Raw genomic sequence first — 24,268 nt, 5'->3', positions numbered from 1 at the left:
TCCCCATTCGCTACGAAGGCTTCGATCTCGATAGCGAAGTGGAGCAGACCATCGCTCAGGCATCACTGACGTGGGATTGTCAGATCTCCAGCGACCTTCAATTGCGGACGTTTCTGACGGGCACGGACTTTCTGGAAGACGCTGGGGTGTCTCAGTTTGGCAGTTGCGGTTTTAGCCTGCAGAAGCGGTTGCCCGAAGGCAGCGAGGCCGCGATCAGCGTGAGTTTGCAGAAAGGCGAGACCTTTGAAGAGGTTTCCTACCGAGTTAGCTATTTCTGGTAGGTGCGAGTTGGCTGGGACGGAGGACGAGTCGGCCCAGCCGTTTCTGCCAGCGACTAAGTGGCGGGTCTTAGAGCGCCGCTTTCAGATCGGTCAATAGTTCGTCGGAAAGAGGCTCCACCTTGGATGGGTAGCGATGCAGGATGGCGCCATCCTTGCCCACGAGGAACTTGTTGAAGTTCCAGCTGATTTTGCCCGGAAAGGGAGAGTTTTCGCCTGCCAGGTGTTGGTAGAGGGGATGGCGATCGGGGCCGTTGACGTCGATCTTCGAGTACATCGGGAAGCTGACGCCGAAGGTGAGTCGGCAGAACTCTTCGATTTCGGCCTCGGTGCCGGGTTCCTGTCCTCCGAATTGGTTGCAAGGGAATCCGAGCACGACCACTCCTTGATCCTTGTATTGGTCGTAGAGTTTCTCGAGACCGTCATACTGCTTGGTGTAGCCGCATTTCGATGCGACGTTCACGATGAGCATGACCTTGCCCTTGTGCTCGGCTAGGGTGGTTTCGTTTCCGTCGATGTCGACGAGCGGAATTTCGTAAATGCTTGAAGCGGCGTTCATGACGGCAACGAAGATCAAGGTGGCGAGAGGTGCGAGTACTTTGCGCATGGTAACGGGTCGGTCGTTTCGGTTGGAAGGTTTGTCGAGGAAACGATGGAGATGGGGCAATGGATGCGTCGCTTCGTGTTTTGACGAGGCGCGAGAGGTGGTTTTCCGCCTCGATTCGAGGGCGCTTGCGATCTATGGTTTGGCAAGGGGCATGATTTCAATATCGCGAAACCAGATGGCTTGTCCCTCGGCTTGCAGGGCTATATGTCCGAAGCCGATCGCTGGCGATGCTCCGGCGTCGAGCAGCCGTTTCGCGTCGGGGTCCTCCGGATCGAGAACTGGTGAATGGAAACGAAGGACTTCCTCGCCGTTTATGAAATAGACGAGCTCCTCGTGCCCTCTAACCAAAACCTCCACTTGAATCCAGGTGTTGATGGGATGCAGCGCGGAGGAGGAATCGATAATGTGATCGGTTGTCTGCTGGCCGTTGATCGAAATATGGGTGCCGGGTGTGGCCGCGTTTCCGGTTTGCCGTCCCGCCTCCGTTTCCTCGGCAAGAAACTGGGCTTCGATGCTCACCGGAAAGGCTTGGTCTAGCTCCATGCTCAGAGGCGATTGTGAGTGAAGCATTACGCCGCTGTTGCGCTTGGTCCAGGGAGGAGCGTCTGCGCGAAAGTCCTCGACGAACTTGTATTTCAGCCGAAGGCGGTAGTGGGAGTAGCTGAGGTCGGAATAGAGGTGCGCGACCTGCATGTCGAAGCTCTGGTAGTCGTCGTAGCTGACCTTGAGGATGCCGTCCTCCACTCTGAAGGTGTTGGCGAAGTTCTCCCCTAGCGGATGCTTGGCTACTTTGACGGTCCAACCATGTAGGCTTTTCCCGTCGAACAAGGGCTTCCAGGCGAGCTCTTCGGAAGGGGCGAGAACGAGCAGATGAACAGCGGCGAGGAAGGTGGTGAAGACTCTCATTTACTTTGGGATTCGGGGTAGCTTTGGTCGGTGTTTTCGGAGAAACGGCCAGCGTGACAGGGAGCGCTTTGGTCAATCGGTCCGTTTGGGGGAATAGCCGCGGACTTTCGTTTCGATTCGAAGGATCAGGTCGTCCGCGGTCAGGAAGAGCGTTTTGCCGTCCTCCCCGCCGAAGGCGCAGTTCGCGGTGAGACGGGTGGTGAGGAGATGGCCGAGAAGCTCGCCCTTGGGGCTCAGCACTGCAAGGCCGCCAGCGGTCGTAGCCCAGACGTTGCCGTGCACGTCCGTCTTGAGCCCGTCGTTGCTCCCGCGCATGCCGTTCTGTCTTAAGGGTGAGCTATCGAAAAATATCCGGCCGCTGCCGAGGCTGTCGTCGTCGAGCAGTGGATACTCCATAATGAAAGGCTGCTCGTGGTGGGAGCTTGCGACATAGAGCGTTTTTTCGTCCGGAGAGAGCGCGATCCCGTTCGGGCGGTAGAGCTCCTTGGTGAGCAGGGTCAGTTGACCGCTAGGAGTCAATCGATAGACGCCCTGAAACGGGAGCTCCTGAGCTGTATTGTAGGGGAGTCCGTAGGGAGGGTCGGTGAAAAAGAGATTGCCATGCGAGTCGCTGCACAGGTCGTTCGGACTGTTGAGACGATCCCCGCGGTAGGCGTCAGCCAAGGTGACGAAACTCGATTGATCCGCTGCGAGTCGAGCGACCCGCCGATCCCCGTGCTGGCATAGAAGCAAGTGTCCTTCGCTGTCGATAGCGAGCCCGTTTGAGCCCGGTTCGCGGCCATCGAACTGTTCGCCGGTGAAGCCGCTTGGTTGAAGGAAGACAGAAAGGTCTTCCGTCTCATTCCATGCGTAGACCGCGTTTCGGGGAATGTCGCTAAAGAGCAAACGGTCCTGCGAGGCGTCCCAAACTGGACCCTCGGACCAGTCGAAACCGCTGGTGATGATTTCCAGGCGAGCATCCTCTGCGAGCAGCTGATCTAGACGAGGGTCGAGTCGTATCACTTCTCCGATCGTCTGGTAGGGCTGCTGGCGCGCTCGCGGTTGATCCTCCTGAGAGGTGAGGAGGCTGGGCCAGGCGAGCAGGCAAGCTGCCATCAAAAGTGATCGAGATCGTTTTTCGAGCATTGTTCCCATACGGTGAGCGAATGGGCCGAGCAGCGCAAACCAACGGTGTCGTCAATTTTCCAGGCCATCATGGAGCTATGTTGAAGGGCTTTGACCAGAGTCCGGGTATAGAGGAGCGAGGATGGCGTTTCCGCCCGACGACGAGTGATGCGTTTCCGACTGATATTCATGCTGAGCACTGCTGCTACGATCGTGTTTGCGGCTTCCCTACACTCGCAGGAGCCACGGTTGCTGCAGGTCCGTTATTCGGTTTGGGCGGCAAGTGGAGAGTTTGAGACTGCAGCGCTCGGCTTTCGTTTCCAATCCCAGCGCGGGCGTCTCTACCGATTGCAGGAGAGCGAAGATCTGAAGCAATGGGAAAACACAGACCATGTCGCTTCGGGTAACGGAGGTCTCTGCGAGATCGTGGTTCCGACTCTAAAAGATCGGCAGTTCTTTCGCATCACCTACGAACTGGACGATCATTTCCTGTCTGAAATAACGGGTATCGAGTATCCGATCCATGTATACGAGCCACCTGGACTCGATGAAACGGAGGTTTTGCCGATCATCTATGCGACGGACGGCCAGTGGATCACGAGCAGCTTTTCCTCGATGATCGAGGAGAAGGGAATCCGGGCGATCCTCGTGACGATCGAGCAAGGACCGGGAGATCGCAGGGCGATCGACTACCTGCTGCCTGGGGCGATCGACTACTTCGCGTTTCTAAAGACGGAACTGATCCCGACGGTGGAGAGTATTTACTCGATCGATACGGAAAACCGCAGCTTGTGCGGCACGTCCTACGGCGGTCTGTTCGTAGGACTGTCGCTCTTGATGGACGATGTCGAGGCCCCGCTCTTTCGAAACTATCTTTCTTTCGACGGCAGTTTCTACACCCATCGTTCGGAGACCTACGCTCTGGAGCAGGCCCGGTTCGAGGCGAGCCAAACCATGAAGGCGCGGCTGATTCTGTCGAGCGCGACGCGTTACCCGAACAACCATATCGCTGTCGGGCGGTTCCAGAGTCGTCTCCAAGAGCGTGAATACGAGGGCTTGGAGATTGTCCGCCTAAGCTATCCTGTGGTGCACAACGACGTGGCCGATCCGTCCTTTGACGAGGCTTTGGATATACTGTTTCCTGATCCGTAGCGATAGAGCGGAGCCTTTTCTCGGCACTCGGAATTAGAGAGGCTCGCTCGGGGTGTCGCTTCTGACCAAGGCTTCGGCCTCCACGATGCGGTTGTACAGGTTTTGCAGGCTGTCGCTTGGATTCAGTTTGAGAGCTTTTTGCAGAAGCGGAAGCGCTTCGCCGAACCGTCTCTCCTCCACCAGAATCTTCGATCTAAAAAGCGTAGCTTGAAAGGTGGCCGCGGGGTCGAGCTCGGCGCGTTCCGCGAGGACTTGCGCCTGATCTATTCGATCGAGATCCTTGTGCAGTTTCGCCAGCCTGAGAAGGTACTGCCCATTTGTGGGCGAGCGCCGGGAGGCTTTCTCCCAATATGCGATCGCTTGCTGCGGTTGTTCGGTTTGCTCTGCCAGGCTTGCTCTGAGCTGGAAATAAAGCTCCGCATCCTGTTCGGGGATGTCGTTTTCGTTGAGGTCAACCAGGCCCAGTATCTTCAGCGAGCTTTGCAGGTCTCCTTTTTCCTGAAGCGACATGGCAGCCTCAATCAGGTCGGCTATAGCGGGCTTTTCTCCGGATGATAGAATGTCACTGAAATATGAATACGATTTGCTGCCGACGCCAAGGTAGGCGTAGAGGCTGGCGAGTTGCTGCAGCTCAGCGCGATGCGCTTTTCCCATGCTGCGTACGACTTCGATGTTGCGAGCGGCGAGGCGATGCTTGTTGAGCGCGAGGTAGGCGTTGGACTGGGCGAGCCAATAGATGCTGCTTTCCGGGGCGATGGAGATCAGCTCGTCGAGCATTTCGGTGGCGTCTTCGAAGCGGCCTGCCTGCATGTAGAGTTCCACCTTTCCCTCGAGCCACTGTCGGTTTTCCGGATCTTGCAGGATGGCCAGGGTGTAGGCGGCGTCGGCTGAGCGCACGTTTCCTTTGAGGAAGTGGCAGTATGCCAATCGTCCGTAGGTGCCGGAGGAGTTGTCGCCCAGCTGCACGGCGCGGGCGTAGGCATCCAATGCCCCGTCCGTATCCTCGCTACGCATACGAAGCGCGCCCAGATTGCGCCAAGCTCTCTGGAAGTCTGGGAACTTTTCGATCGCCCGCCGATACTCGTTTTCGGCGAGTATGTATTCCTCGTTTTCGAAGTAGAGGTTCCCGAGCAGGTAGTTGAAGGTGGCGCTTACATTCGCTTCCTGCTTGAGCATCGCCTCGAGCATGGTTTGAGCGTAGGCCGTGTTCACCTCGAACATTTCGACCGCTTTTTCGAGGATCACTTGTTCTGTCTCGGTGATGGGTGGTTCGCGTTGGGAGAGGACGCCATAGCTGCCAAGCATGCGCTTGCGGAACGATTCGTCGCTCTGGAGGCGATAGCCGAGGTCGAAGAGGCGTTCTGGAGAACCGCCTTGCTCCAGCTGACCGAAGGTATTTGCGGATAGAAGTAATGATATGCTGAATACAAGGGTTCTCATATTTAGTCGCGTGCGAACGGGTTGTCGGGACGGTCCTGCTTTTTGATCGAAATGGGATGGCGACCCCAGCATTCCACGGGTTGTCCGTCTTTCATTGCCGGTTTGAACTTCCATTTTCGTATGGCGACTCGTATCGCGGGTATTGCTTCGGGCAGGTCGCAATCGAGCACGATGACGTTTGTGGCTGAGCCGTCTTGAGTGATACGGTATTGAACGAAGGCTCTGTATTCGGCGTTTTTGAGGTGAGACGGTAGCTTCGGCTCGAAGCGCTTGATCGGTTTTGGGGGAGTGTCGACCTCGCTTCGTTCGTAGACGCGCAGTTCTTCGAGTCCTTTGTTTCTGAAATCTTCGAAGGCGCGTTCGTGATCGAAGGTCACTTCCGTGATTGCTTTGTTTTCCACCCCCACGCTGACCTGAAGGAAGTCGAGGCTCATTTCGAAGGGGGTCGGGTCGATGGGGACTGAGAAATCGATTTCCACCGGTTTCGTCTTCGCTCGGGGCGGGGGAGGCTTCGGCGGTGGGGGCGGCGGCAGGGTGAATTCCTCGAGGGATTGCTCTTCTGCCAATTCGGGCAGTTCAATATCCAAGCGACTGGCACCTAAGGCCACGAAAAGGAGAAAGGTCGCGCCGATGCCCACGAGGTTGCCGATAAGGGAAGGTCGCTTTGAGGAGAGAAGTTGCTCTAGCCTGTCGGTCGACATGGGGTGCTAATCGCTTTTGTTAGTTGAAAACTGGATACGTTCTGCTCCGGCAGCTTTTGCCTCGCCGTAGACCTCGCTGAAGGTCTGGTGAGTGGAGAGTCTATCCGCTTGAATGATGATGGAGGACTCGGTGTTGCTCAACGCCTGCTCGACCACCGGACGGACGCCGGAGATGCCGATTTCGTGTCCTCCATAGTACACTTTGTCCTGGGCGTTGATCGCGATCAATACGCTGTTTTTTTCCAGCATGACGGAGTTCGCGGCATTCGGCTTGTTCACTTCTATGCCCGTTTCTTCGACGAAGACGGTCGTCAGGATGAAGAAGATCAGCAGGATGAAGATGCAGTCGATCATGGGCGACAGGTTGATCTCAACCTGTTCGTTGCTTTCATCGCGTAGCTTTTCCTTGATCATTAGGCGGTAGGGCTGGGCGGGATGTTGGCGTGCGGACGCGCGAAGAGGCTCTGTTCGCAGCGCTTGGACTTTTGGCGAATGGATTCAGTGATGAACAAGGCCGGCAAAGCGACCATGAGCCCCGCTTGAGTGGTGACGAGGGCCATCGAGATGCCGTCGGCGACTGCTTGCGTGGTATCGAGCGATTTTGTTTCCGAGAGGACTTGAAACGTCTTGAGCATTCCGATCACGGTGCCGAGCAGTCCGAGAAGCGGGGCGGATACGATCAGGACTCTGGCGAACTTCAGGCGGGATCTGACCGCTTCGCGAAACTGGATCCGTAGTTCGGGAAAGGCGTTGGCGGCCACGGCCTGTGTTTGGTGAATGCTCTTAGCTGCTCGGTTGATTCGGGCGACGAAGCGATGGGATGCGAAGAGGCTGCTGTACAGAATGATGGAAAGCGTTGCGAGGCCCGCCATAGGAATGCCTCCGCTGCGAAAGCTTTGTTCGACCGCTTCAGCTAGTGGTTGCAGGTTCACTCTGGATCGCGTTGGGAGGAACTGGATTTGACGAACTCGAACGCGATGCTCTCCATCGCGGAGGTGCGGGCTTTGATCATTCTAAGAATAAGCCCGTGCATGATCAATGCGGGCACGGCTACGATGAGTCCGAGCTCCGTGGTGATGAGCGCTTCGGAGATGCCGCTGGAGAGCGATTTCGCGTCACCAGTGCCGAAGACGGTTATCAAGGTGAAGGTCTTGATCATGCCCACCACTGTTCCGAGCAATCCCAGCAATGGAGCGGTCGCTGCAGTCAAGGCCAGGGCCGGGGTGTAGCGTTCCAGCCTGAGCTTGTATTCAAGAATCACCGACAGGAGGCACTCTTCTAGCATGTTTGAGGATTCGCGAGCGTTCTCTATGCCGGCGCTCAGGAGTTTTCTGACGCTTCGGGTGCATCCAGTTAGTTTGTCCTGTGCGGTTTGGATGGCTCCCGATTTCGAATCGCGGGCGATGGAGTCGATCGCTTGCGGCGCGGTCGGTCGTTCGCGCTGAAGCATGATCAGCTTGACCGCGCTCAGGATCGCGGAAACGAGGCCGAGGGTGATGATGACGTAGCCGACCCAGCCGCCTTTCTGGATGTGTTTGAGAACTCCTCCTCGGGCGTTTTCCAACGAAAGGGCGCTGCCCGTCGGGTCTAGGGGCAGGTCGCCTGCTCCAGAGCGAATGAAGCTTGCGATGGACTCGCTTTGCTCGGGGGACAGGGATACCGCCCGGGGCTCGATGGTGCCCGCGTTGTAGGTCAGGGTGTGGCCGGCGGAGGAAGAGGTATCGAGAAAGTAGGAGGATGGGCCGAACACCAATGCAGTCCCTTCCATAAGGGTGCCGTTTTGATCGAGGGCGGTTGCGGGAAAGGAGTTGCCGCCGACGGTGGCGAAGAGGCGGTCGAGCGAGGCTTCGAGCGTCTGAAGCTGGGTGTCGATCTTCTGCTGGTAGCTGGCGCCTTCGTCGCGGGCGGTCTCGTTGGTCTTGGTGAGGAGAGGGAGGAATCTTTGCTGTTCGGATATATCGATGCGGGGCAGGAAGTTGCTGGAGAACTCGCGTAGCACTCCAACGATGTATCCGGATTGCGAATTCAGTTGATCGAGTTGTTCTTTGGCTCTTCTTTCCGATTCCAATGCGGATTGAGTTTCAGAGCGGACTTCACGGTGCTGTTTCTTGCTGTCGATGAGGTTTCGCTCCAGGCGGTTGGTTTCTTGGATGATTTCGAGCTTCTCGGTTTCGATCTCATCTAGGGTTCGGTTGTAGGATTCGATGGCATCTTCTCGCTCCTGTTTCAGCTTGCTCGCAATCTGCTGCAGCTCCGGGTCTTGCGGTGCGGGTTCGGATTGCGACCAAATAGGCTGAAAAAGCGAACAGGTGGCCAACGTGAGCAGAGAGGCGGCTAGCGCATGGGGTTTCATCGGGCCGGCTCCTCCTTGCTTTGTCGGGCCGGAGCGGATACGAACTGTGGCATCAGGTCCTTGTCGTAGGTTTCGAAGAGTCGAGCGACGGAATCTCGCTCTGTGGTGAGTTCCAACCATTTCCAATCGTCGAGAGCAGGCGTCAGCAGCCAGGCTTCGCTCCCGTTCGAGCTGATCGCGTATCCCTGGGCGAGTCCCCAGTAGAGGATTCGCGTTTCGCGTGCCTCGCCCGCATCGGTTTTTCGTATGGTGCGGGTGTCGGTGATCTGTTTGTTGAATTGGTCGAAACGGGTGAGGATCGTGGTGATAGACTGGATACGAATTGCCAATGAATCGTCTTCTCCTGTCCCTCCGAGCCGAAGCAGTTGTGGCTCGATTTGTTTGCGTAGTGGGGGAGGGGCGAATCGAGCCAGTTCACGGGTCCTTGCTTCCAGTAGGTCGATCCGAGAGGCGAGCAAGCGATTGCCGGACTCCTTGTCGTCGAGGGCGCTCTTGGTTTTTTCTTCTGACGCCGAAGCGGCTTGAGCTCGTTCCCGACTTTGCTCGATTTGGCGTTGCAGCTCGTCGAGCGTTTCCCGCATCACTGAAATGCTGTGCTGGAGCACTTCCTTTTCCGTGCGCCAGCGTTGTCGGGCTTCCACCTCTCTGATGCGGACTTCGATGCTCTCCGACGGGTAGCGCTTGAGTTGCTGCAGGGGCGAGTCCTCGGTGCTGCCAATCATGGCTGAAGCAGCCCAGGACGCGAACGTGAAACCGAGGAGAAGGATCGTTTTGGGGCGCGGCATGTTTTGGGGGAGAATAAAGGGACGGTCAGGACCGATCGGTCGGTGCTGGGTCGACTATGAATCGCTTCCTGACCACTTTTCGATGTTCGGCGTTTTGACCCAGTCCGTTTTGGAGAGCGCCAGTTTGAGGATATCGATTCGTAGTTCTTCGAGCTGTCCTGTCTTGGACGAAAGCGCTCTCGTCAATTCCAGCAGCTCGCCGTAGCTAAGCTGCGATTTGTTCGGTGGCTGGTTCGAGAGTTTGATCGCTGCGGCGAGCTGCACGTGGTGGAGATCGGGCTTTGCGGCGAGCTCCTCTGCCAGCTCGTCGAAGGCTTTGTCGAGCTCCTTCCTGCAGTCGGCGCTGAACTCGAGCATAAAGAGCTTGCGGGCCGAGTCCTTGCGTTCCTGCGAGTAGGTGCTTCGGGCCGGGCTCGCGTCAAGCGGGTGAACGTCGAGGTTCTGGAACCATCGGTTGCTGTGTTCGAGTTCTGGAGCGGTTTCGATTTGGATGTCGGAATCGATTGGCGAGAGTTGGATGATCGCTTTGGTGGCGAAAACGGTTTCGATGCGTCGATGCGTATACTGATAGGGGGTGTCGTCTTCCCTTTCCTGGAGGGTGCTGGGAGTGTCCTGCACGTTCTTCAGGAGGCGTTCGTGGGGTGGCTCGGGACGCTCGGGTTGCTTGAGGTTTACCAGGCGGGCTCGCTCGCGCACCAGCATCTCGGTTGAGACGATTTCGTTCGCGTCAGGCGGAGGTTCCATGGATAGGTCGTCATCATCTTCGGTGGCGCCGGGATTGAAAGCGGGCTCGTCGCGGGCGGCGATCTCTTCCTTCGCGGCGGTCCTGATGTCTTCCAGGTCTTCGAGGAACTGGCCGTGCTCGTAGCGGTAGAATTGCTCAAGCTCCTCCTTGTACATCCTGTTGGCGCTCTCGTACAGGTAGACGGCTTTGGCGAATTCCGGATTCTCCTTCACCGTCACCTTTCCTGGAATCTGAGAGTCGAGCAGGGTTTCCGTGACCTGGGACTTTTCGACGACTTCCTCGAGCTCGAGCTTCAGCTTCAGGGTGGAAGCATCCGAGTGGCCGCTACTGGCGGAGGCCTCGTTAAGCTCGAAACGGTGGCCTTTCTGCCGAGCGAGGGCATCCATCACGAGCGAAGCGAGCTCGGCGTCGCCCGCATCGATTTGCAGCGCTATGGCGAGTTTCGCTGTCTCTTTATCGAGCAACCTGCTGGTGATGACCGATAGCGAATGACGATCGTCATCGGGAAGCTCCGAGGATGCCAAAGCGGTTCTGAAATGATCTGCCAATCCGCTTGCAAGCGCTCGTTCGACGTCCTCTTGGAGAGCGGGAGCGAGTCCGGATCGTGAAAGCGCTCGGTCGAGCGTTTCCAGGCGGGTGAAGTCGGCGGTGGCAGCGGCGCGGTTGGCGAAGAACGTGAGCTCTTCGCTAAACGGGGAATTGCGGAGCTCCCGCAAGAGCTTCTGATCCGCAGCAAGGTTTTTAGCGAAGGGGGCGAGACGGTCGAGATCCTCGATCGGGCTGCTTTGGCGCGAATTGGCGATTTCGAGCTCTGTCTCGAACGATCGCTTCCTTTCGAGCAGGGAAGCAAGCTCCTTGCTCTCCTTGGGAAGGGGGTCGGAAGAGAGCTCCAGCATGGTTTGCAGCAGCTGGATTCGGCTCGATATGTTGTCGCTTTCGAGCAGCGAGAGATCCGAACGGAGTTTGGAGATGGTGCTTCGTAGGGCTTCATCGGCGCCGACGCTGCTTTGTTTCGCGCCAAGGCAGAGCTGAGGCGCGGCCACGAGCAGAGGCAGGTAAACGAAGGCTAGGGTTCGTGCGATGAAAGCTCTTGTCGTAGAGATTTGCATAGGGCGACGTTGGGTTTGCTGGGGTACAGGCAAAGTCAAGGGGTGGGCCCTCGAAGGCTGTCATTCGGAGACGAGCTCTTCTACGAAGAATAACTCAGACAGTAAACTACGCAAGCCCTCGGCTCACGATGCGGTACGGTAAAGTCAGCCACGGATTGAGAAACGGCGAACCTGGTCCTAGGTTTTGCCCTATGAAAACCCTTACTCTCACTCTTTCGGCGCTTGCAGCGACTGTTTTCGGGACGGGCCAATTGATGGCCAAGAATCCAATCATCACCCACAAGTACACGGCGGATCCTGCAGCGATCGTGCACGACGACACGGTGTATTTGTATGTTGGGCACGACGAAGACGAACCGGGCGGCGTGGAGTTTTACGTGCTCAACGAGTGGCTGGTGTTTTCCTCCACCGATATGGTGAACTGGAAGGAGGAAGGCGTGGCCCTCAACGCGAAGGACTTCAAGTGGGCGAAGGGCGACGCGTGGGCTTCGCAGGTGATCGAGCGCGACGGAAAGTTCTATTTCTACAGCACGGTCGAGCACGCCACCATCCCGGGCAAGGCCATCGGGGTCGCGGTGTCGGATAGTCCCACCGGGCCGTTCGTCGACGCGAAAGGCGAAGCTCTGATCACCAACGACATGACGACCGATCGTCCCATCTCGTGGGACGACATCGACCCGACGGTCTGGATCGAAGAAGACGGTCAGGCCTACCTGTTCTGGGGAAACCAGAGCTGCAAATGGGTGAAGCTCAAGGACAACATGACCGAGATCGAGGGCGAGATCCACATCCTCGATCTGCCTAAGTTCACCGAGGCTCCTTGGATCCACAAGAAGGGCGACTGGTACTATCTGAGCTACGCGGCTGAGTTTCCGGAGAAGATCGCCTACGCCATGAGCCGCAGCATCGAGGGCCCTTGGGAGTACAAAGGCATCCTCAACGAGTTGGCGGGCAATAGTAACACCAACCACCAGGCGATCATCGAGTACAAGGGTAAGGACTACTTCTTCTACCACAACGGCGGCGCCGACGTGCACGGCGGCAGCTTCCGTCGCTCGGTCTGTATCGACTATCTCCACTACAACGAGGATGGCACGCTCAAGCGCGTGGTGATGACCACGGAAGGCGTCGATCCGGTGGAATAGGGGAAACGAGGGCGTTTCTGTTTCGTAGGAGCGAGCCGCTTAGGTTCGCTCTTTTTTTGTCCCCATCGCAGTGTTGAGTCTCACGGGGTTTGTGGCAAGGTAGGTTCCAGTCCTCTACCTGCCTGCCAACATCAACGCCCTATTCCCATGCCGGACTCCCTCTTGTCGATCGTGACGGAGCGACGCGCTCGCTATTTGAAGCAAGCCCGCTTGGTCTTTCTTTCGATCGCGACCTTGCTCGCTTTCCAGTTTCTTATCTTCGACCCCTACATCGAGACCACTCGTGGTCTGAGCGATTCTCAGAACGAGAAGGAGCAGGTCGATGCCTTGCTTCGCAACCTCGAGAAGCGCGAGGCGGCCTACGTGGAGCTTCAGAAGCAACTGGAAGCGGATGTCGAAAGGCTGCTCGAAACGATGATGGACGGCATCGCCAGCGATCTGGATCAATTGACGTATCAGGTGAATGGCTACATACGAGACGAGCTGAGAAAGCCCCTTGCCGAGTTGGGAATGGAGGAGAGCGATCCGTCGAGCATGGCGATGCAGATGCCGCTCTCCAGCGACGTCCCAGCCGCCTCTTTGCACATACCCTATTCGGTCCAGGTGGAGCTCGGTGAAGCGACGAGTTGGCGGGAGATTCGGGAGCTCCTGCAGGAGGTGGTGGAGCGGCAGGTCATTGAAGTAAGGGTTTCTGAGTACAATGTCGATTTGCAGCAGGCGATAGATGACGCGTTGTCTCGGATTGAAAAGGCGAACGGTTGGCGGCCGAGCAATCTCGGCGCCTTGGAGCCGGAGCTGCAACAAGCATGGAACAAGGCTGAAGACGCGTCGGAGCGAGCGGAGGAAAGCCTGAAGTCGATCAGTCTGACACCTCCGAGCGACGAGAGATGGTGGTGGTCGATGGAGGGTAAGCTCGGCGCCCGTTCCCTGGAGCTGCGCAGCTTGCAGGAGGTGATGGAGACGCTTCGAGAGGCGTTGGGCTACGAGTCGATCGTGGCAACCCTGAGCTCCGAGTTGCAAACCCTGAAAGAGACGAGCGCGGAGCTGGAGAAAAGGCAGGCGGATCTCGAGGCGACGTTTGCCGCTTTCGAAGGAACCATGACGCAATTGCTCGGCCCCATGAGCTGGCTGCCGCTGGGCATCGGGGATGTCGTTTTGCTCATGCCGTTCTGGATTGCCTGCTCGCTGGGGGCGGGAGTCGGTTGGTTGCTCGTGAAGCGGTCGAGCTATCTTAACATTTTGGATACGTCGGCGAAGCGATCCGAAGAGGTGGCAAAGGTGGACTTTCTCTTGAGCTTGGATGTTTCGGCGGTCCGGCTTCGGATCTATTCGGTGGCGGGCTGCTTGGCAGCGCTTGGCTGGATTGTATACTGCAACCGTAGATTGGGGGAACTCGAGGCGATTCGTGAATCGAGCAGCGGACTTCATGTCGCTTCGACTCTGGCGTATTCAGCGGTCTTGAACGGTTGGATCGCTTTCGGTCTGGCAGTGGCGATGCCTTTGATCGCCTTCACTCGAACGCGGCCAGGCATCGGTGACTGAGTGGTGTCCGGCGCCGGTTTGACCGGTCGCATGGCAATTGGGCGATTGACGATCCGCAGTCGGCGCCTTTGGGTAGCCACGTTCGGCTGGCATCGCCAGCCGGCGCTCCTTGGATCCAACCCTTGAGTCCCCGAACCGCTCCGATAAATCGAAACGGGGGGGGCGGCGAGGCTGGAGTCCGTTTTCCTCAGCAATCCTCACTCTACCCAACCCTAGATAAAATGACCCCATTGCTCTTTGTCGTCGGCCTGCTCCTCTACGGCCTGATTCGCTGCATCCTTTCAGGATTCTACACGGTTAAACCAAACGAACGGGCGGTCATCACCTCCTTTGGCAGAGCTCGCCGATTGAAAGGCGATCCTCAAGCGAACGGCTTGAGCGAAGAAGAAGCCGTTCGATACAATTTCCCCGAAGTCGAGGTGATCAAGCCTGGCGGCCCCTATTTTCGCTGGCCTTGGCAGAAGGTTTACAAGGTGAACATTTCGACGCAGTCCATGGACATCACCTGGGACCCTTCCAAGGATCAGCCTACGATCGAGGCGGTGACCAAGGACAACCTCACGACAGGCGTTCGAGGACAGATCCGGTATCGTGTATCAGAAAATCACTTATACGCGTACTTGTTCGGCGTGGAGAGTCCCCTCGAGCATGTGATGGGCTATTTCGTATCCATTTTGCGGGAACGCATTTCCAACTTCGTGGATCCCAAGAGTCCCAGCTTGCTGAAGATGGAGGTCGGCGGAGAGGAGCTGGGGAACAGCGTGCCGGAGGAGGCTCAGGAGGGCGTCTCGATCAACGATTTGAGAAAGAACCTCCCTTTGATCAACAAGTATATGGAGGAGCAATGCCAGACGACGGCGGCACGCTACGGGATCGAGCTCGACGCGGCGCTCATCACGGAAATCGATCCGCCTGAAGAAGTGGACCGGGCATTGGCGGCGATCAACAGCACCCGGAACCAAGTCGCGGCGGACATCTCGACCGCTCAGGCTGACGCAGATCAGCAAATCACGCTTTCCAAGCGAGCGGTGGAGATCGCCACCAACAATGCGGAAGCGGAGGTCGCCCCGCTCAAGCAGCTCAGCGAGACGCTGAGCAAGATCAAGCAGGAAGGCGGTTCTTCCGGATTGGAAGTCTACCTCAGGAACATGCGTGTCCCGCTCTTGGGGCAGGCTAAGAAGATGTATCGAAGCAACTAATACGGAGGCTACGAAAATGGAAATCTTTGCTGCTATCGCGTTTTTTGCAGGCATCCTGTTTGTGCCTGTTTTTCTATCCTTGCTCTCGTTTTTCGGGCTTTTCATTGCGGTTCAGGAACGCACCAGCGTGGTCTTCACCTTGTTTGGCAAGGTCATCGGGTGCATCGACGAAGCTGGCCTCCACTCGCCCGTGCGGCTGCTGGGAATGCGAGCTCTGCTGGTGCCGTTCTTTGGCAAGCGGCACTTCGTGAGCTCTTCCATGCGTCAGAGCTATTTGCGCAACCAGATGGTCAATTCGGAGGAAGGCACGCCTATGGGGGTTGGCATCTGGTATGAAATGAAGGTGATCGATCCAGAGAAGTTCCTCTTCGTGAACGCGAATCCGGACCAGTCGCTGGAGGCGAACGTGGCGAACGCCACGGTTTCGGTACTGAGCAATCTTGAAATGGAAACCATGCTGGAGGATCGTCACAGCTTGAGCCGCTCAGTCCGTTCTCATGTCTCCCCGCTTTCGGAAAAATGGGGCTATCAGCTCGGTTCGGTCTACATTCGCAAGGTGGCATTCACCGATGCCCAGATGGTGCACGACATCACTGGCAAAGTGGTGAAACGCCTGGTGCAGGTGACTAGCGCCATGAAGCAGGATGGGGAGAATCGCGTGGGACTGATTCGAAGCCAGGCCAATCGGCGCGTCTCGGAGGAAATGGCGCGAGCCATGGCCATGCGTCCTGAGGTGGTGGGCAATATGCTTAACGAAATCGGCGGGAAGGATCCGGAGATTCGCGATGCGGTGATCACCGTATTGGAAACGGAGAAGCTCATCGAAGCCAAGCCCGAGGTGGAGATCGTGGCCCTTGGCGGCGGCATCGAGTTCGTGAAGCAAGTATAAGTCCGCCTTGCCTGGATATCGAAAGGTTTGGGATTCGACCGGTCCACCATCGGACCGGTCGATCGTTTCGTCTTATCGCGTATTTGATTTTATGGTACAGGCTAGGGATATTCCATCTTCGAGTGGCCGCGCTCGAAACTGGGTCGGGTAGGCGGCCTGCCTGGCGCTCGCATGTCCTCGCTCGTTGGTGCCGCATCTGCGATTGCAATGCCCTCGTGAGTGGAGCTGGCATCATTGTTTGACTCGGACTCTCGAGCCCTGCACTTTGTTCGCAGTGAAAGCGGTTGCCTACCAGCGCTACGGACCGCCGGAAGTCCTAGCCTATCGGGATCTTCCCGATCCCACTCCGAAGGAAGGGGAAATCCTGGTCCGCGTCCATGCCGCGGAGGTCACGAAAGCCGACTGCGAAATGCGAAGCTTTCGTTTTCCCGTTTTCTGGTTCTGGCTCCCGCTTCGTCTCGGCTTAGGCGTTTTCCGTCCACGCAACCCCGTTCTCGGATCCTACTTCTCAGGCGAGGTCGTGTCTACAAACCATGCCAATCCCCGTTTCGCTCCTGGTGATCAGATCTATGGATCGAGCCAATTCTCGCTCGGCGCTTACGGAGAGTACCTCTGTCTGCCGCAAAAACGTACACTCGCCAAGAAGCCGCCCAATGTAAGCCACGCCGAAGCTGCGGCGGTCCCGCTCGGGGGGCTCAATGCGTTGCATTTTCTCCGGCTGGCGAAGATCAGACCGGAGCAATCCGTTCTCATCAACGGCGGTGGCGGCAGCATCGGATTGTTCGCCATCCAAATCGCCAAATCCATGGGCGCTCATGTCACTGTGGTCGACAAGCCCCAGAAGGAAACTGTCATTCGCCGAGCGGGAGCCGACCGCTTCATCGACTACACTCGCCTCGACTTTCGGAACGAGCCCCACGCCTACCACGTGATCTTCGATATGGTCGTTCGCAGTCCGTACTCCAAGACGCTTTCAGCGCTCGTCCCAGACGGATGCTACCTAAAGGGCAACGTTCGGTTCCTTGACTTCTTCCGCGCGCTTTTCACTTCGCTGTTTTCCCAAAAACGTGCCTACGTCCGCTTCGCGGCCGAAGCCCAACACGAGCTAGATACCCTCACCGAGTGGATCGAAGAGGGACGTATTCGCTCCCTGGTCGATCGCGTTTTTCCCTTCAGTGAAGCCGCTCAAGCTCACCACATAGTGGAAATGGAGCAGCGCGACGGCGCCATCATACTCCAGCCTGATCGTCGTGACGAAGCCCCATCGGCTCGCTAGTCGATCAAGTAAGACGTGAGCGGGGCTAGCGACGGTAGATCGCTCGCTTCGCCAGTCCTCTTCAGTAGGCTCGGCGACGTTTGCCTCTTGGCTTTTTGGATACGCGAGCGAAAGCGGCTCCCGCTAGCAAACCGGCGAGGTGTCCTTCCCATGAGACGGGGCCATCGCTGGGCAGCACGCCCCAGACCAGGCTGCCCCAGACCAGGATGACCACGATGGAGATGGTAACGGAAAGAAACTGTCGATCGTAGAAGCCGCGTGTCACGAGGTATCCAAAATATCCGAACACCAGCCCGCTGGCGCCGATGTGGACCGCGGGCCGTCCGAAGACCCATACGCAGACTCCCGAGATTGGGATGACGTAGGCGGTCAGTTTGATGAAGGTGTCGCGGCTGCGGGCGGCGACGATGCCTCCGAAGATGAGCAAGGACACGGAATTGTTCGCGATGTGAGAGAGGTTTCCGTGGAGAAAGCTCCAGGTGACGATGCCAAGCAGCCCCTCGCTGTTTCGGGGCAGGATGCCGAAACGGGAGAGCTGGAGAGATGCTGCGGAGTCGACGAGGAAGACAACCCACATCAGAGCCACCAGCCAAAGCAAAGGAATGAATCGCTGTATCCAGGAATTGCGCATCGCGGGCGAGATTGATTGGCCGCCAGCGACCGGGGCAATGAAAAAGCTTCGAAGAGGTTGAAGCGGCTCTCTCGACTCGGGCCTCGAGGCTTCAGGCCTGGCCATCGAGCTTGCGGCGAAGGAAGCGCTTGGAGAAGTCGATGTCCAGCTCCACCCAGAGCGGCAGGTGATCGGACATCTGATGCGTGCGCCAGTAGGTCTTGTAGTAGTTCCGTTTGCTGCGATCGCTGCGCGGCTGGCCCCGACTGTTCGTGTGGTAGGAGTCGCCCATGGCATCCTTGTAGAGGTCGACATCGTCCTCGGTGTAGACGTATTTGAAATAGTCGAACACGCCCGCTCGGCCGGTCCAGCCTAGACGGTCCTCCTGGATGCGGTAGGCGATCTGGTCGTAGCTCTTGGTGCGGGCGGCGTTGGTGACGAAGGCCCGGTGGTTTTCCGGGATGGTGAACTCGCCGGTTTGGGTGAGCTCGCCGAAGGCCCCGTTTTCGTTGGACGAAAAGATATTGAAGTCGCCGAGCAGGATCAGGTTTCGGGCCCATGCGAAGGGGTCTTCGGTGCGTTGCTTGAGGAAACGCGCCACTTTGCGGATTTCTTCGATGCGATCTTCCGGTTCCTTGCCGCCGAAGGCCCGTTTCTTGCCCCAGAGAATGTGCACCGAGCAGATCATGAAGCGCGACCAGCCGGCTTCGAAGCCGCAGATATAGGGACTACGCCAGACCTGGTGAGCCGGAGCCATCGAGCCGCCATCCGTTTTCACAGGGGGGAGGACGAGCTCGCCCGCCAGGCCTCCGAAGCGAACCTTGCGGGAGTCGTAGAGAAACGCCATGCGCTCGTCGTTGCCCGAGTCGCCTTCGGTGGTATCGCTGACGATGACCTTCCAGAACGGTCCCAACGCCGTCAGAACACGGTCGAGAGCCTTGAGGTCGCGATAGACTTCCTGAACCGCAACCAGGTCAAAGCGGGAAATGATCTCCGCGATGTAGGCGATCGCCTCCTCGCTGCGTTCGCCGAAGGTCGGCTTGTCGAAATCGCGAATGTTCCAGGTGGCCAGCAGAAGGTTGTCGTCCAATGTTTTCGGCGGGATTTCCGACAAGGCGTCACGAAGGACGATCAGCCGCTGGGCGGTGCGCGCTCCCTCGACGGTGCGGGTATCGATACGTTGGTAGTCAGGCATGGACGGAGAGAGGGGCTGAGGGCGATGGGAAGAAAAGGCGGGGGGCGCGGGCGAAAGCGGTGGCCCGTCAGGGCGATTCCTCAGTCGAATCGAGAATCGTATCCAAACGATGGAACGGCAGGTCGAAGGCGTCCGCGACGGGCTGGTAGGTTATTTTCCCTTCCACCATGTTCAGCCCTTTGGCGATGGCTGGACGCTCTCGAGCGCTTCGTCGCCATCCCTTGTTCGCGATTTCCAGCAGCACGGGGAGAGTGGCGTTGGTCAGCGCCAGGGTGGAGGTGACGGGCATCGCTCCAGGCATGTTGGTCACGCAGTAGTGGATGATGCCGTCGACCACGAAGATCGGGTCCTTGTGGCTAGTCGGCCGCGAAGTCTCGGTGGAGCCGCCCTGATCGATCGCTACGTCGACGATCACCGCTCCTTTGCGCATCAGGGCGAGGTGTTCGCGCTTGACCAGTTTGGGCGACTTGCTGCCTGGTATCAAAACGCTGGATACTACGACATCCGCCTCCGCCAGGGCTGAGCGAATGTTCGCTGGATTCGACATCAGGGAGATGACGTTCGGGGGCATGGTGTCGGAGAGATGCCGCAACTTTTGCAGGTCGATATCCAGCACCTGCACGCGGGCTCCCAGCCCGGCAGCCATCCGCGCCGCGTTGCTTCCCACGACTCCCGCTCCGATGATTACCACGTTTGCCGGAGCCACGCCCGGCACGCCGCCGAAGAGCACCCCGCGTCCGCCATGTTCCCGCTCGAGGTACTTGGCGGCCTGCTGGATCGCCATGCGCCCTGCCACTTCGCTCATCGGCATCAGGAGCGGAAGATAGCCGTTTGGCTCTTGGATGGTTTCATAGGCTAGGGCGATGCAGCCGGAACGCGCCATGGCTTCGGTCAGTTCCTGGGAGGCCGCGAAGTGGAAATAGGTGAAAAGGATCTGCCCCTTGCGGATCAAGTCGTACTCCTCCGGCAGAGGCTCCTTTACCTTCACCACCAGATCGCTCCGCTGGAAGACCTCGCGGTTGCTCTCAAGAATCTCAGCTCCCGCTTCCTCGTAGGCGGAATCGGAAAAGTCGCTGCCCGCTCCAGCTTGCGTCTCCACTAGAATCTCGTGTCCGAACGGGCGCAAGGCCTCGACCCCTGATGGAATAAGGCCCACGCGATTCTCCTCGGACTTCTTCTCCCGCACCACTCCGATAATCATGGGAAAAGCATAGCAAGTTCGAAGCCGCTCTCAAGCAGCGGAGCGATTTTGATCATATGGCGCTTTCTCGAGTCTCGCGGGGCTCGCTTGTAGGGGATTCGTACATACGAATCGGCGGATCCGAAAGAAAAGAAGCGGCTTTCCTTGATCCGTTTGAAAAGTTCGATTGGTTGGAGTCGCGGACTAATTCGTCACAATCAGTTGTGGTGGAATGTCGTCTGCTAGGGAAAGAGCCAGTCTGCCGCCTGCGATCGAAGGGAAAACGTGGGGAGGGCTGCGATACGGATAATGACAGAAACGAAATCTATTGTGGATCGGAGCGTCGAGCTGGCGGAGAGCTGGCTCGTGAAGAGCAATCAGCTCAAGTCGAAACGTCAGAAGGAGTTTGACGAAAAGGTGGCCAAAATGGTCCGAAACCCCGTCAACAAAGTCTTCTTGACCGAGCTGATCGATCAGAGCTTTCGGCCGATCGAATCGAAGCGCATCGCCGATCAACTGGTGTATTTGCTAAAGAAATACAAGAACGTCGATCTCTTCGATAGTTTCGAGTCGCTGCTCATCGAGCTGTTTCAGAAGGCGGGCCGCCATGTGCCTAAGGTATCGGTGCCAGCGATCGTCAATCGCATACGCAGCGAGACGGCAGGCGTCATCCTGGAAGGGGAGAAGGACGAGCTGGTGAAGCACATTCGCCGCCGTCGCTCGGAAAAGACCGGCGTGAACCTCAATATCATCGGGGAGGCCCTGCTGGGCGAGCAAGAGGCTGAGAAGCGTATCCAGATCTACCTGGACACGCTTGCTATGTCGGATGTGAACTACATTTCCATCAAGATCTCGACCATCTACAGCCAGATCAATTCGCTTGCCTTCGAGCAGACGGTGGAGCTTCTGGTGGAGAAGCTGACGCGGATCTTCCAGGCGGCCAAGGACAACCTCTACCGGACGGAGGATGGCTCGAAGCGATACAAGTTCGTGAACCTGGACATGGAGGAGTATCGAGATCTGGCACTCACCGTGGAGGCGTTCAAGCGCGTTTTGGAGAAGGACGCGTTCAGGGATTTCGAGGCGGGCATCGTCTTGCAGGCCTATTTGCCTGACAGCTTCTCCTGGCAGCGTGGGTTGACCGAGTGGGCCCAGTCGCGCGTGGCGGAGGGAGGGGCCCCCATCAAGCTTCGCGTGGTCAAGGGCGCGAACATGGACATGGAGCAGACCGAAGCGTCCATGCGCCACTGGCCGCAGGCTCCGTTTCACGAGAAGATCGACTCCGACGCCAACTACAAGCGCATGCTTGACTACGCCATGACTCGGGAACGGGCCGCTTGCGTGAAGCTGGGCATCGCTTCGCATAACCTCTTCGAACTCGCTCATGCTCGTTTGCTTTCCCAGGAGCGCTCGGTGGAGGACTTCGTGGTGTTCGAGATGCTCGAAGGCATGGCTGATGCGACGGTCGCGGTGATGAAGAAGGAGAAGGTCCCGGTCCTGTTGTACGCGCCGGTGGCCACGCGCCGCAACTTCACTCACGCCATCGCCTACTACGTGCGCCGCTTGGACGAGAACACCAGCGCCCAGAATTTCCTCACGCACAGTTTCGACCTGAAGCCGGAAGGAGAGGATTGGAATTATCTATCGACTCAGTTTCGGGCGTCGTTCGACCGGATCTCCAGCTTGCCGGATGGTTCGTTTCGTCTGCAGAATCGATCGCAGGAGCGATACGACTCTCCGGACCAGGAGGACGATCCTTCGAGTTTCGTTCCCGAGCCTGATACGGATTGGACGCTCGGCGCCAATGTGAAATGGGCCCGTAGCATCGTGGAGAAATGGAAAGGGTCGAAGGATCAGGATCTGCGTCGCATTCCTATCTCCGTGGGGGGCGACGATTTGTATGACGGATTGGATACGGTGGAGCTTATCGATCAGTCCCAGTACGAAGCCAAGATTCCGATCGCTCGCTACGCCTTGGCGGAAAAGGAGCATATCGATCAGGCGATGGAAACCGCTTCGAAGGACGAAAGCGGCTGGGCGGGCATGGATCATGAGCAGCGCCATGCGATCTTGCGAAAGGCAGCGACGGAGTTGCGAAAAGCCCGGGGGGATCTGATTGGAGTGGCGGCGGCCGAAGTCGGGAAGCTCTTTGTGGAAACCGATGTGGAGGTTTCCGAAGCTATCGATTTCGCGGAGTTCTATCCGTTCGCCATGGGACGCTTCGCCAAGCGCGAGCATCTGCGCTTCGAAGGCAAGGGAGTGGGCGTGGTGATCCCGCCGTGGAATTTTCCGATCGCGATCCCTGCCGGAGGAGTGCTGGCTTCGCTGGCCGCAGGAAACAATACGCTCATCAAACCGTCGCCACAGGCCACCTATTGCTCCTGGCTCATTTGCAAAGCGCTCTGGCGAGCGGGCGTGCCCAAAAAAGCGCTACAATTTCTTCCCTGTCGAAACGATCCGGAGGCTTCGTACCTCACCGCCCATCCGAAGACGGGTTTCGTGATCTTCACAGGCAGCACCCGCACAGCGCTCGGCATGCTGCGTCGGAGTCCCCGTCTCTCGCTCTACGCGGAGACCGGTGGTAAGAATGCCATGGTGGTTTCGGCGGCGGCGGACCGGGATAAAGCCATCGCGGACATCGTGCAGTCGGCCTTCGGAAACGCGGGACAGAAGTGTTCCGCTACCTCGCTTGTGATCCTGCACCGCTCGCTCTACAACGACAAATCCTTCCGTGAGTCCTTGGTGGACGCCGCCAAGAGCTTGCCCATCGGTTACGCCTGGGATTTCAAGAGCAAGCTCGGCCCTTTGGCCAACCCGGTTGGAGGGGCGTTGGCGGAGGCTCTGGTCAATTTGAAAAAGGGGGAGCAATGGCTGCTCAAGCCCGAGATATCGGAGAGCGATCCGCACCTGCTTTCGCCGGGCGTGCTGTGGGGCGTCACGCAGGAATCCTATTGCTATCGCCACGAGCTGTTCGGTCCGGTGATCGGCGTGATGCCCTACGATACCATCGAGGAGGCGATTCGACTGGTCAACGAGACGAACTATGGGCTCACCTCCGGACTGCATTCGCTGGACGAGCGTGAGATCGCTCGCTGGCGGGAGGAGATAAGGGCCGGAAACCTATACATCAATCGCGGCACCACGGGAGCGATCGTGATGCGCCAGCCATTTGGCGGCATGGCCAAATCCGCCATCGGCCCAGGCATCAAGGTCGGCGGATGGAACTACCCGCTGGAGTTCGCAAACGCCGAGGAAATCGGGCGTCCGGTCGATCGATTGCCGAACCATCCGATGCTCGATCAGTTCGGGTTTTTGATGGAGTCCTTCCCCAAGAGTATTGGAGAGGAAACAACGAAGGACTTGCGGGCGGCATTCGAAAGCTCTCTTTTCGAGCATGACCGCGTCTTCAGCCGCATCGAGGACTACTTTCGCATTCGCGGGGAGACCAATCAAAGTCGCTACCTGAAGTTGCATGACATCCTGCTGCGTATCGAGCCGGCGGATACCGTTTTCAGCATCTTCTCTCGCTTGTTCAACGCTCTGCTTTCCAGCAACAAGGTGTTGCTCAGCATCTCGCCCGAGCTGGATGGCCCGGTGAAAACCTGGTTTCGATTGCGGGCCCCGGAGCTCGGTCTCGAGTTGGAGGAGGAGCCGCAGTCCGCGCTGGTCGAGCGGGTGCGATCGGTGGAGAGGATCCGTTTCGCTTCGCCGGAGGCGGTGAGCGAGGAGCTCTGGAAGACCGCTGCGAAATGGGGCGTTTATCTGGCGGCAAGCCCGCCGCAAATGGACGGTCGCCTGGAGCTCCTGCTCTATTTCAGGGAGCAGTGCGTCACGCATTGCTACCACCGCTACGGAAACCTCGGCCAGCATCAGCTCAATCCCCACGCGGAGGACGTGCTGGCCCCAGGAGCCTTGCCTGACGAGGTGTATCGAGGATACGATGACGACGAGGATTTCATCGTGCCGGCCGATCCGGAAGACGTTTCCTAGGAGCGCTTCCGCCTTGTCGGACGCTGGTTTGGATCGCGGTTCGAGGATGGCGCTTTCGAACC

21 protein-coding genes (1 of these 21 running past the window's edge) are annotated in these 24,268 nt (G+C 58.0%); 8 read left to right on the top strand and 13 right to left on the bottom strand.

Annotated elements, in window-relative coordinates; all coding sequences use genetic code 11:
- Positions 1-281: the final stretch of a hypothetical protein gene (locus tag QEH54_RS17275; protein ID WP_309019959.1), read on the top strand. The gene continues 883 nt to the left of window position 1, outside the view; the window shows 281 of its 1,164 coding nt (coding positions 884-1,164); its start codon lies beyond the left edge, outside the window; it ends in the stop codon at positions 279-281.
- A gap of 67 nt (positions 282-348) precedes the next feature.
- Here QEH54_RS17275 and QEH54_RS17270 read toward each other — a convergent pair whose 3' ends face one another.
- From QEH54_RS17270 to QEH54_RS17260, 3 genes are all read right to left on the bottom strand, one after another.
- On the bottom strand, positions 349-885 hold the full coding sequence (locus QEH54_RS17270) for a glutathione peroxidase (RefSeq protein ID WP_309019958.1): 537 nt from the start codon (positions 883-885) through the stop codon (positions 349-351).
- A gap of 132 nt (positions 886-1,017) precedes the next feature.
- The gene (locus QEH54_RS17265; protein WP_309019957.1) at positions 1,018-1,791 is read right to left on the bottom strand and encodes a DUF1080 domain-containing protein; all 774 of its coding nucleotides are present in this window, start codon (positions 1,789-1,791) and stop codon (positions 1,018-1,020) included.
- A 72-nt stretch (positions 1,792-1,863) separates the two neighbouring features.
- The gene (locus QEH54_RS17260; RefSeq protein ID WP_309019956.1) at positions 1,864-2,916 is read right to left on the bottom strand and encodes an SMP-30/gluconolactonase/LRE family protein; all 1,053 of its coding nucleotides are present in this window, start codon (positions 2,914-2,916) and stop codon (positions 1,864-1,866) included.
- A gap of 168 nt (positions 2,917-3,084) precedes the next feature.
- Between QEH54_RS17260 and QEH54_RS17255 the strand changes: the two genes are divergently transcribed.
- Positions 3,085-4,047 (top strand): alpha/beta hydrolase-fold protein, encoded by a 963-nt coding sequence (locus tag QEH54_RS17255; protein ID WP_309019955.1) that lies wholly within the window; start codon positions 3,085-3,087, stop codon positions 4,045-4,047.
- Positions 4,048-4,080: 33 nt separating this feature from the next.
- Here QEH54_RS17255 and QEH54_RS17250 read toward each other — a convergent pair whose 3' ends face one another.
- The 7 genes from QEH54_RS17250 to QEH54_RS17220 are packed head-to-tail and all read right to left on the bottom strand — an operon-like array spanning position 4,081 to position 11,180.
- Positions 4,081-5,487 carry a tetratricopeptide repeat protein gene (locus QEH54_RS17250; RefSeq protein WP_309019954.1) on the bottom strand — a complete coding sequence of 469 codons (1,407 nt, stop codon included), beginning with the start codon at positions 5,485-5,487 and terminating at the stop codon, positions 4,081-4,083.
- 2 nt (positions 5,488-5,489) lie between these two features.
- Positions 5,490-6,188 (bottom strand): energy transducer TonB, encoded by a 699-nt coding sequence (locus QEH54_RS17245; protein WP_309019953.1) that lies wholly within the window; start codon positions 6,186-6,188, stop codon positions 5,490-5,492.
- A 6-nt stretch (positions 6,189-6,194) separates the two neighbouring features.
- Complete coding sequence (locus QEH54_RS17240) at positions 6,195-6,602, bottom strand: biopolymer transporter ExbD (RefSeq protein ID WP_309019952.1); 408 nt, start codon at positions 6,600-6,602, stop codon at positions 6,195-6,197.
- Complete coding sequence (locus QEH54_RS17235; RefSeq protein ID WP_309019951.1) at positions 6,602-7,120, bottom strand: MotA/TolQ/ExbB proton channel family protein; 519 nt, start codon at positions 7,118-7,120, stop codon at positions 6,602-6,604. The genes QEH54_RS17240 and QEH54_RS17235 overlap by 1 nt, the downstream gene beginning before the upstream one ends.
- The gene (locus QEH54_RS17230) at positions 7,117-8,541 is read right to left on the bottom strand and encodes a MotA/TolQ/ExbB proton channel family protein (protein WP_309019950.1); all 1,425 of its coding nucleotides are present in this window, start codon (positions 8,539-8,541) and stop codon (positions 7,117-7,119) included. The genes QEH54_RS17235 and QEH54_RS17230 overlap by 4 nt, the downstream gene beginning before the upstream one ends.
- The gene (locus QEH54_RS17225; protein ID WP_309019949.1) at positions 8,538-9,326 is read right to left on the bottom strand and encodes a DUF3450 family protein; all 789 of its coding nucleotides are present in this window, start codon (positions 9,324-9,326) and stop codon (positions 8,538-8,540) included. Before QEH54_RS17225 ends, QEH54_RS17230 begins: the two co-directional genes overlap by 4 nt.
- Positions 9,327-9,380: 54 nt before the next feature.
- The gene (locus QEH54_RS17220) at positions 9,381-11,180 is read right to left on the bottom strand and encodes a hypothetical protein (protein WP_309019948.1); all 1,800 of its coding nucleotides are present in this window, start codon (positions 11,178-11,180) and stop codon (positions 9,381-9,383) included.
- A gap of 254 nt (positions 11,181-11,434) precedes the next feature.
- Between QEH54_RS17220 and QEH54_RS17215 the strand changes: the two genes are divergently transcribed.
- The 5 genes from QEH54_RS17215 (at position 11,435) to QEH54_RS17195 (ending at position 17,231) form a co-directional block, all read left to right on the top strand.
- Complete coding sequence (locus QEH54_RS17215) at positions 11,435-12,325, top strand: glycoside hydrolase family 43 protein (RefSeq protein ID WP_345785676.1); 891 nt, start codon at positions 11,435-11,437, stop codon at positions 12,323-12,325.
- Positions 12,326-12,472: 147 nt separating this feature from the next.
- The gene (locus QEH54_RS17210) at positions 12,473-13,867 is read left to right on the top strand and encodes a hypothetical protein (RefSeq protein WP_309019946.1); all 1,395 of its coding nucleotides are present in this window, start codon (positions 12,473-12,475) and stop codon (positions 13,865-13,867) included.
- Between the two features lie 221 nt (positions 13,868-14,088).
- The gene (locus QEH54_RS17205) at positions 14,089-15,066 is read left to right on the top strand and encodes an SPFH domain-containing protein (RefSeq protein WP_309019945.1); all 978 of its coding nucleotides are present in this window, start codon (positions 14,089-14,091) and stop codon (positions 15,064-15,066) included.
- 16 nt (positions 15,067-15,082) lie between these two features.
- Positions 15,083-15,955, top strand: coding sequence for an SPFH domain-containing protein (locus QEH54_RS17200; protein WP_309019944.1), 873 nt, complete (start codon positions 15,083-15,085; stop codon positions 15,953-15,955).
- Positions 15,956-16,229: 274 nt separating this feature from the next.
- A complete protein-coding gene (locus QEH54_RS17195) occupies positions 16,230-17,231 on the top strand; it encodes an NAD(P)-dependent alcohol dehydrogenase (protein ID WP_309020062.1) in 1,002 nt (333 codons plus the stop codon).
- A gap of 61 nt (positions 17,232-17,292) precedes the next feature.
- Here QEH54_RS17195 and QEH54_RS17190 read toward each other — a convergent pair whose 3' ends face one another.
- From QEH54_RS17190 to ald, 3 genes are all read right to left on the bottom strand, one after another.
- On the bottom strand, positions 17,293-17,862 hold the full coding sequence (locus tag QEH54_RS17190) for a rhomboid family intramembrane serine protease (RefSeq protein ID WP_309019943.1): 570 nt from the start codon (positions 17,860-17,862) through the stop codon (positions 17,293-17,295).
- A gap of 91 nt (positions 17,863-17,953) precedes the next feature.
- Entirely contained in the window at positions 17,954-19,036 is a 1,083-nt protein-coding gene (locus QEH54_RS17185; protein ID WP_309019942.1) for an endonuclease/exonuclease/phosphatase family protein, read from the bottom strand.
- A gap of 67 nt (positions 19,037-19,103) precedes the next feature.
- Positions 19,104-20,237, bottom strand: a complete 1,134-nt coding sequence (gene ald / locus QEH54_RS17180) for an alanine dehydrogenase (protein WP_309019941.1) — start codon at positions 20,235-20,237, stop codon at positions 19,104-19,106.
- A 288-nt stretch (positions 20,238-20,525) separates the two neighbouring features.
- On the opposite strand from ald, the gene QEH54_RS17175 reads away from it, so the two are divergent.
- Positions 20,526-24,206: a bifunctional proline dehydrogenase/L-glutamate gamma-semialdehyde dehydrogenase gene (locus QEH54_RS17175; RefSeq protein WP_309019940.1), complete on the top strand. Its 3,681-nt coding sequence runs from the start codon at positions 20,526-20,528 to the stop codon at positions 24,204-24,206.
- Positions 24,207-24,268 lie beyond the last annotated feature (62 nt).

Source organism: Pelagicoccus sp. SDUM812003, from assembly GCF_031127815.1.
GTDB lineage: Bacteria > Verrucomicrobiota > Verrucomicrobiia > Opitutales > Opitutaceae > Pelagicoccus.
This window is presented reverse-complemented; position numbering and strand designations above follow the sequence as displayed.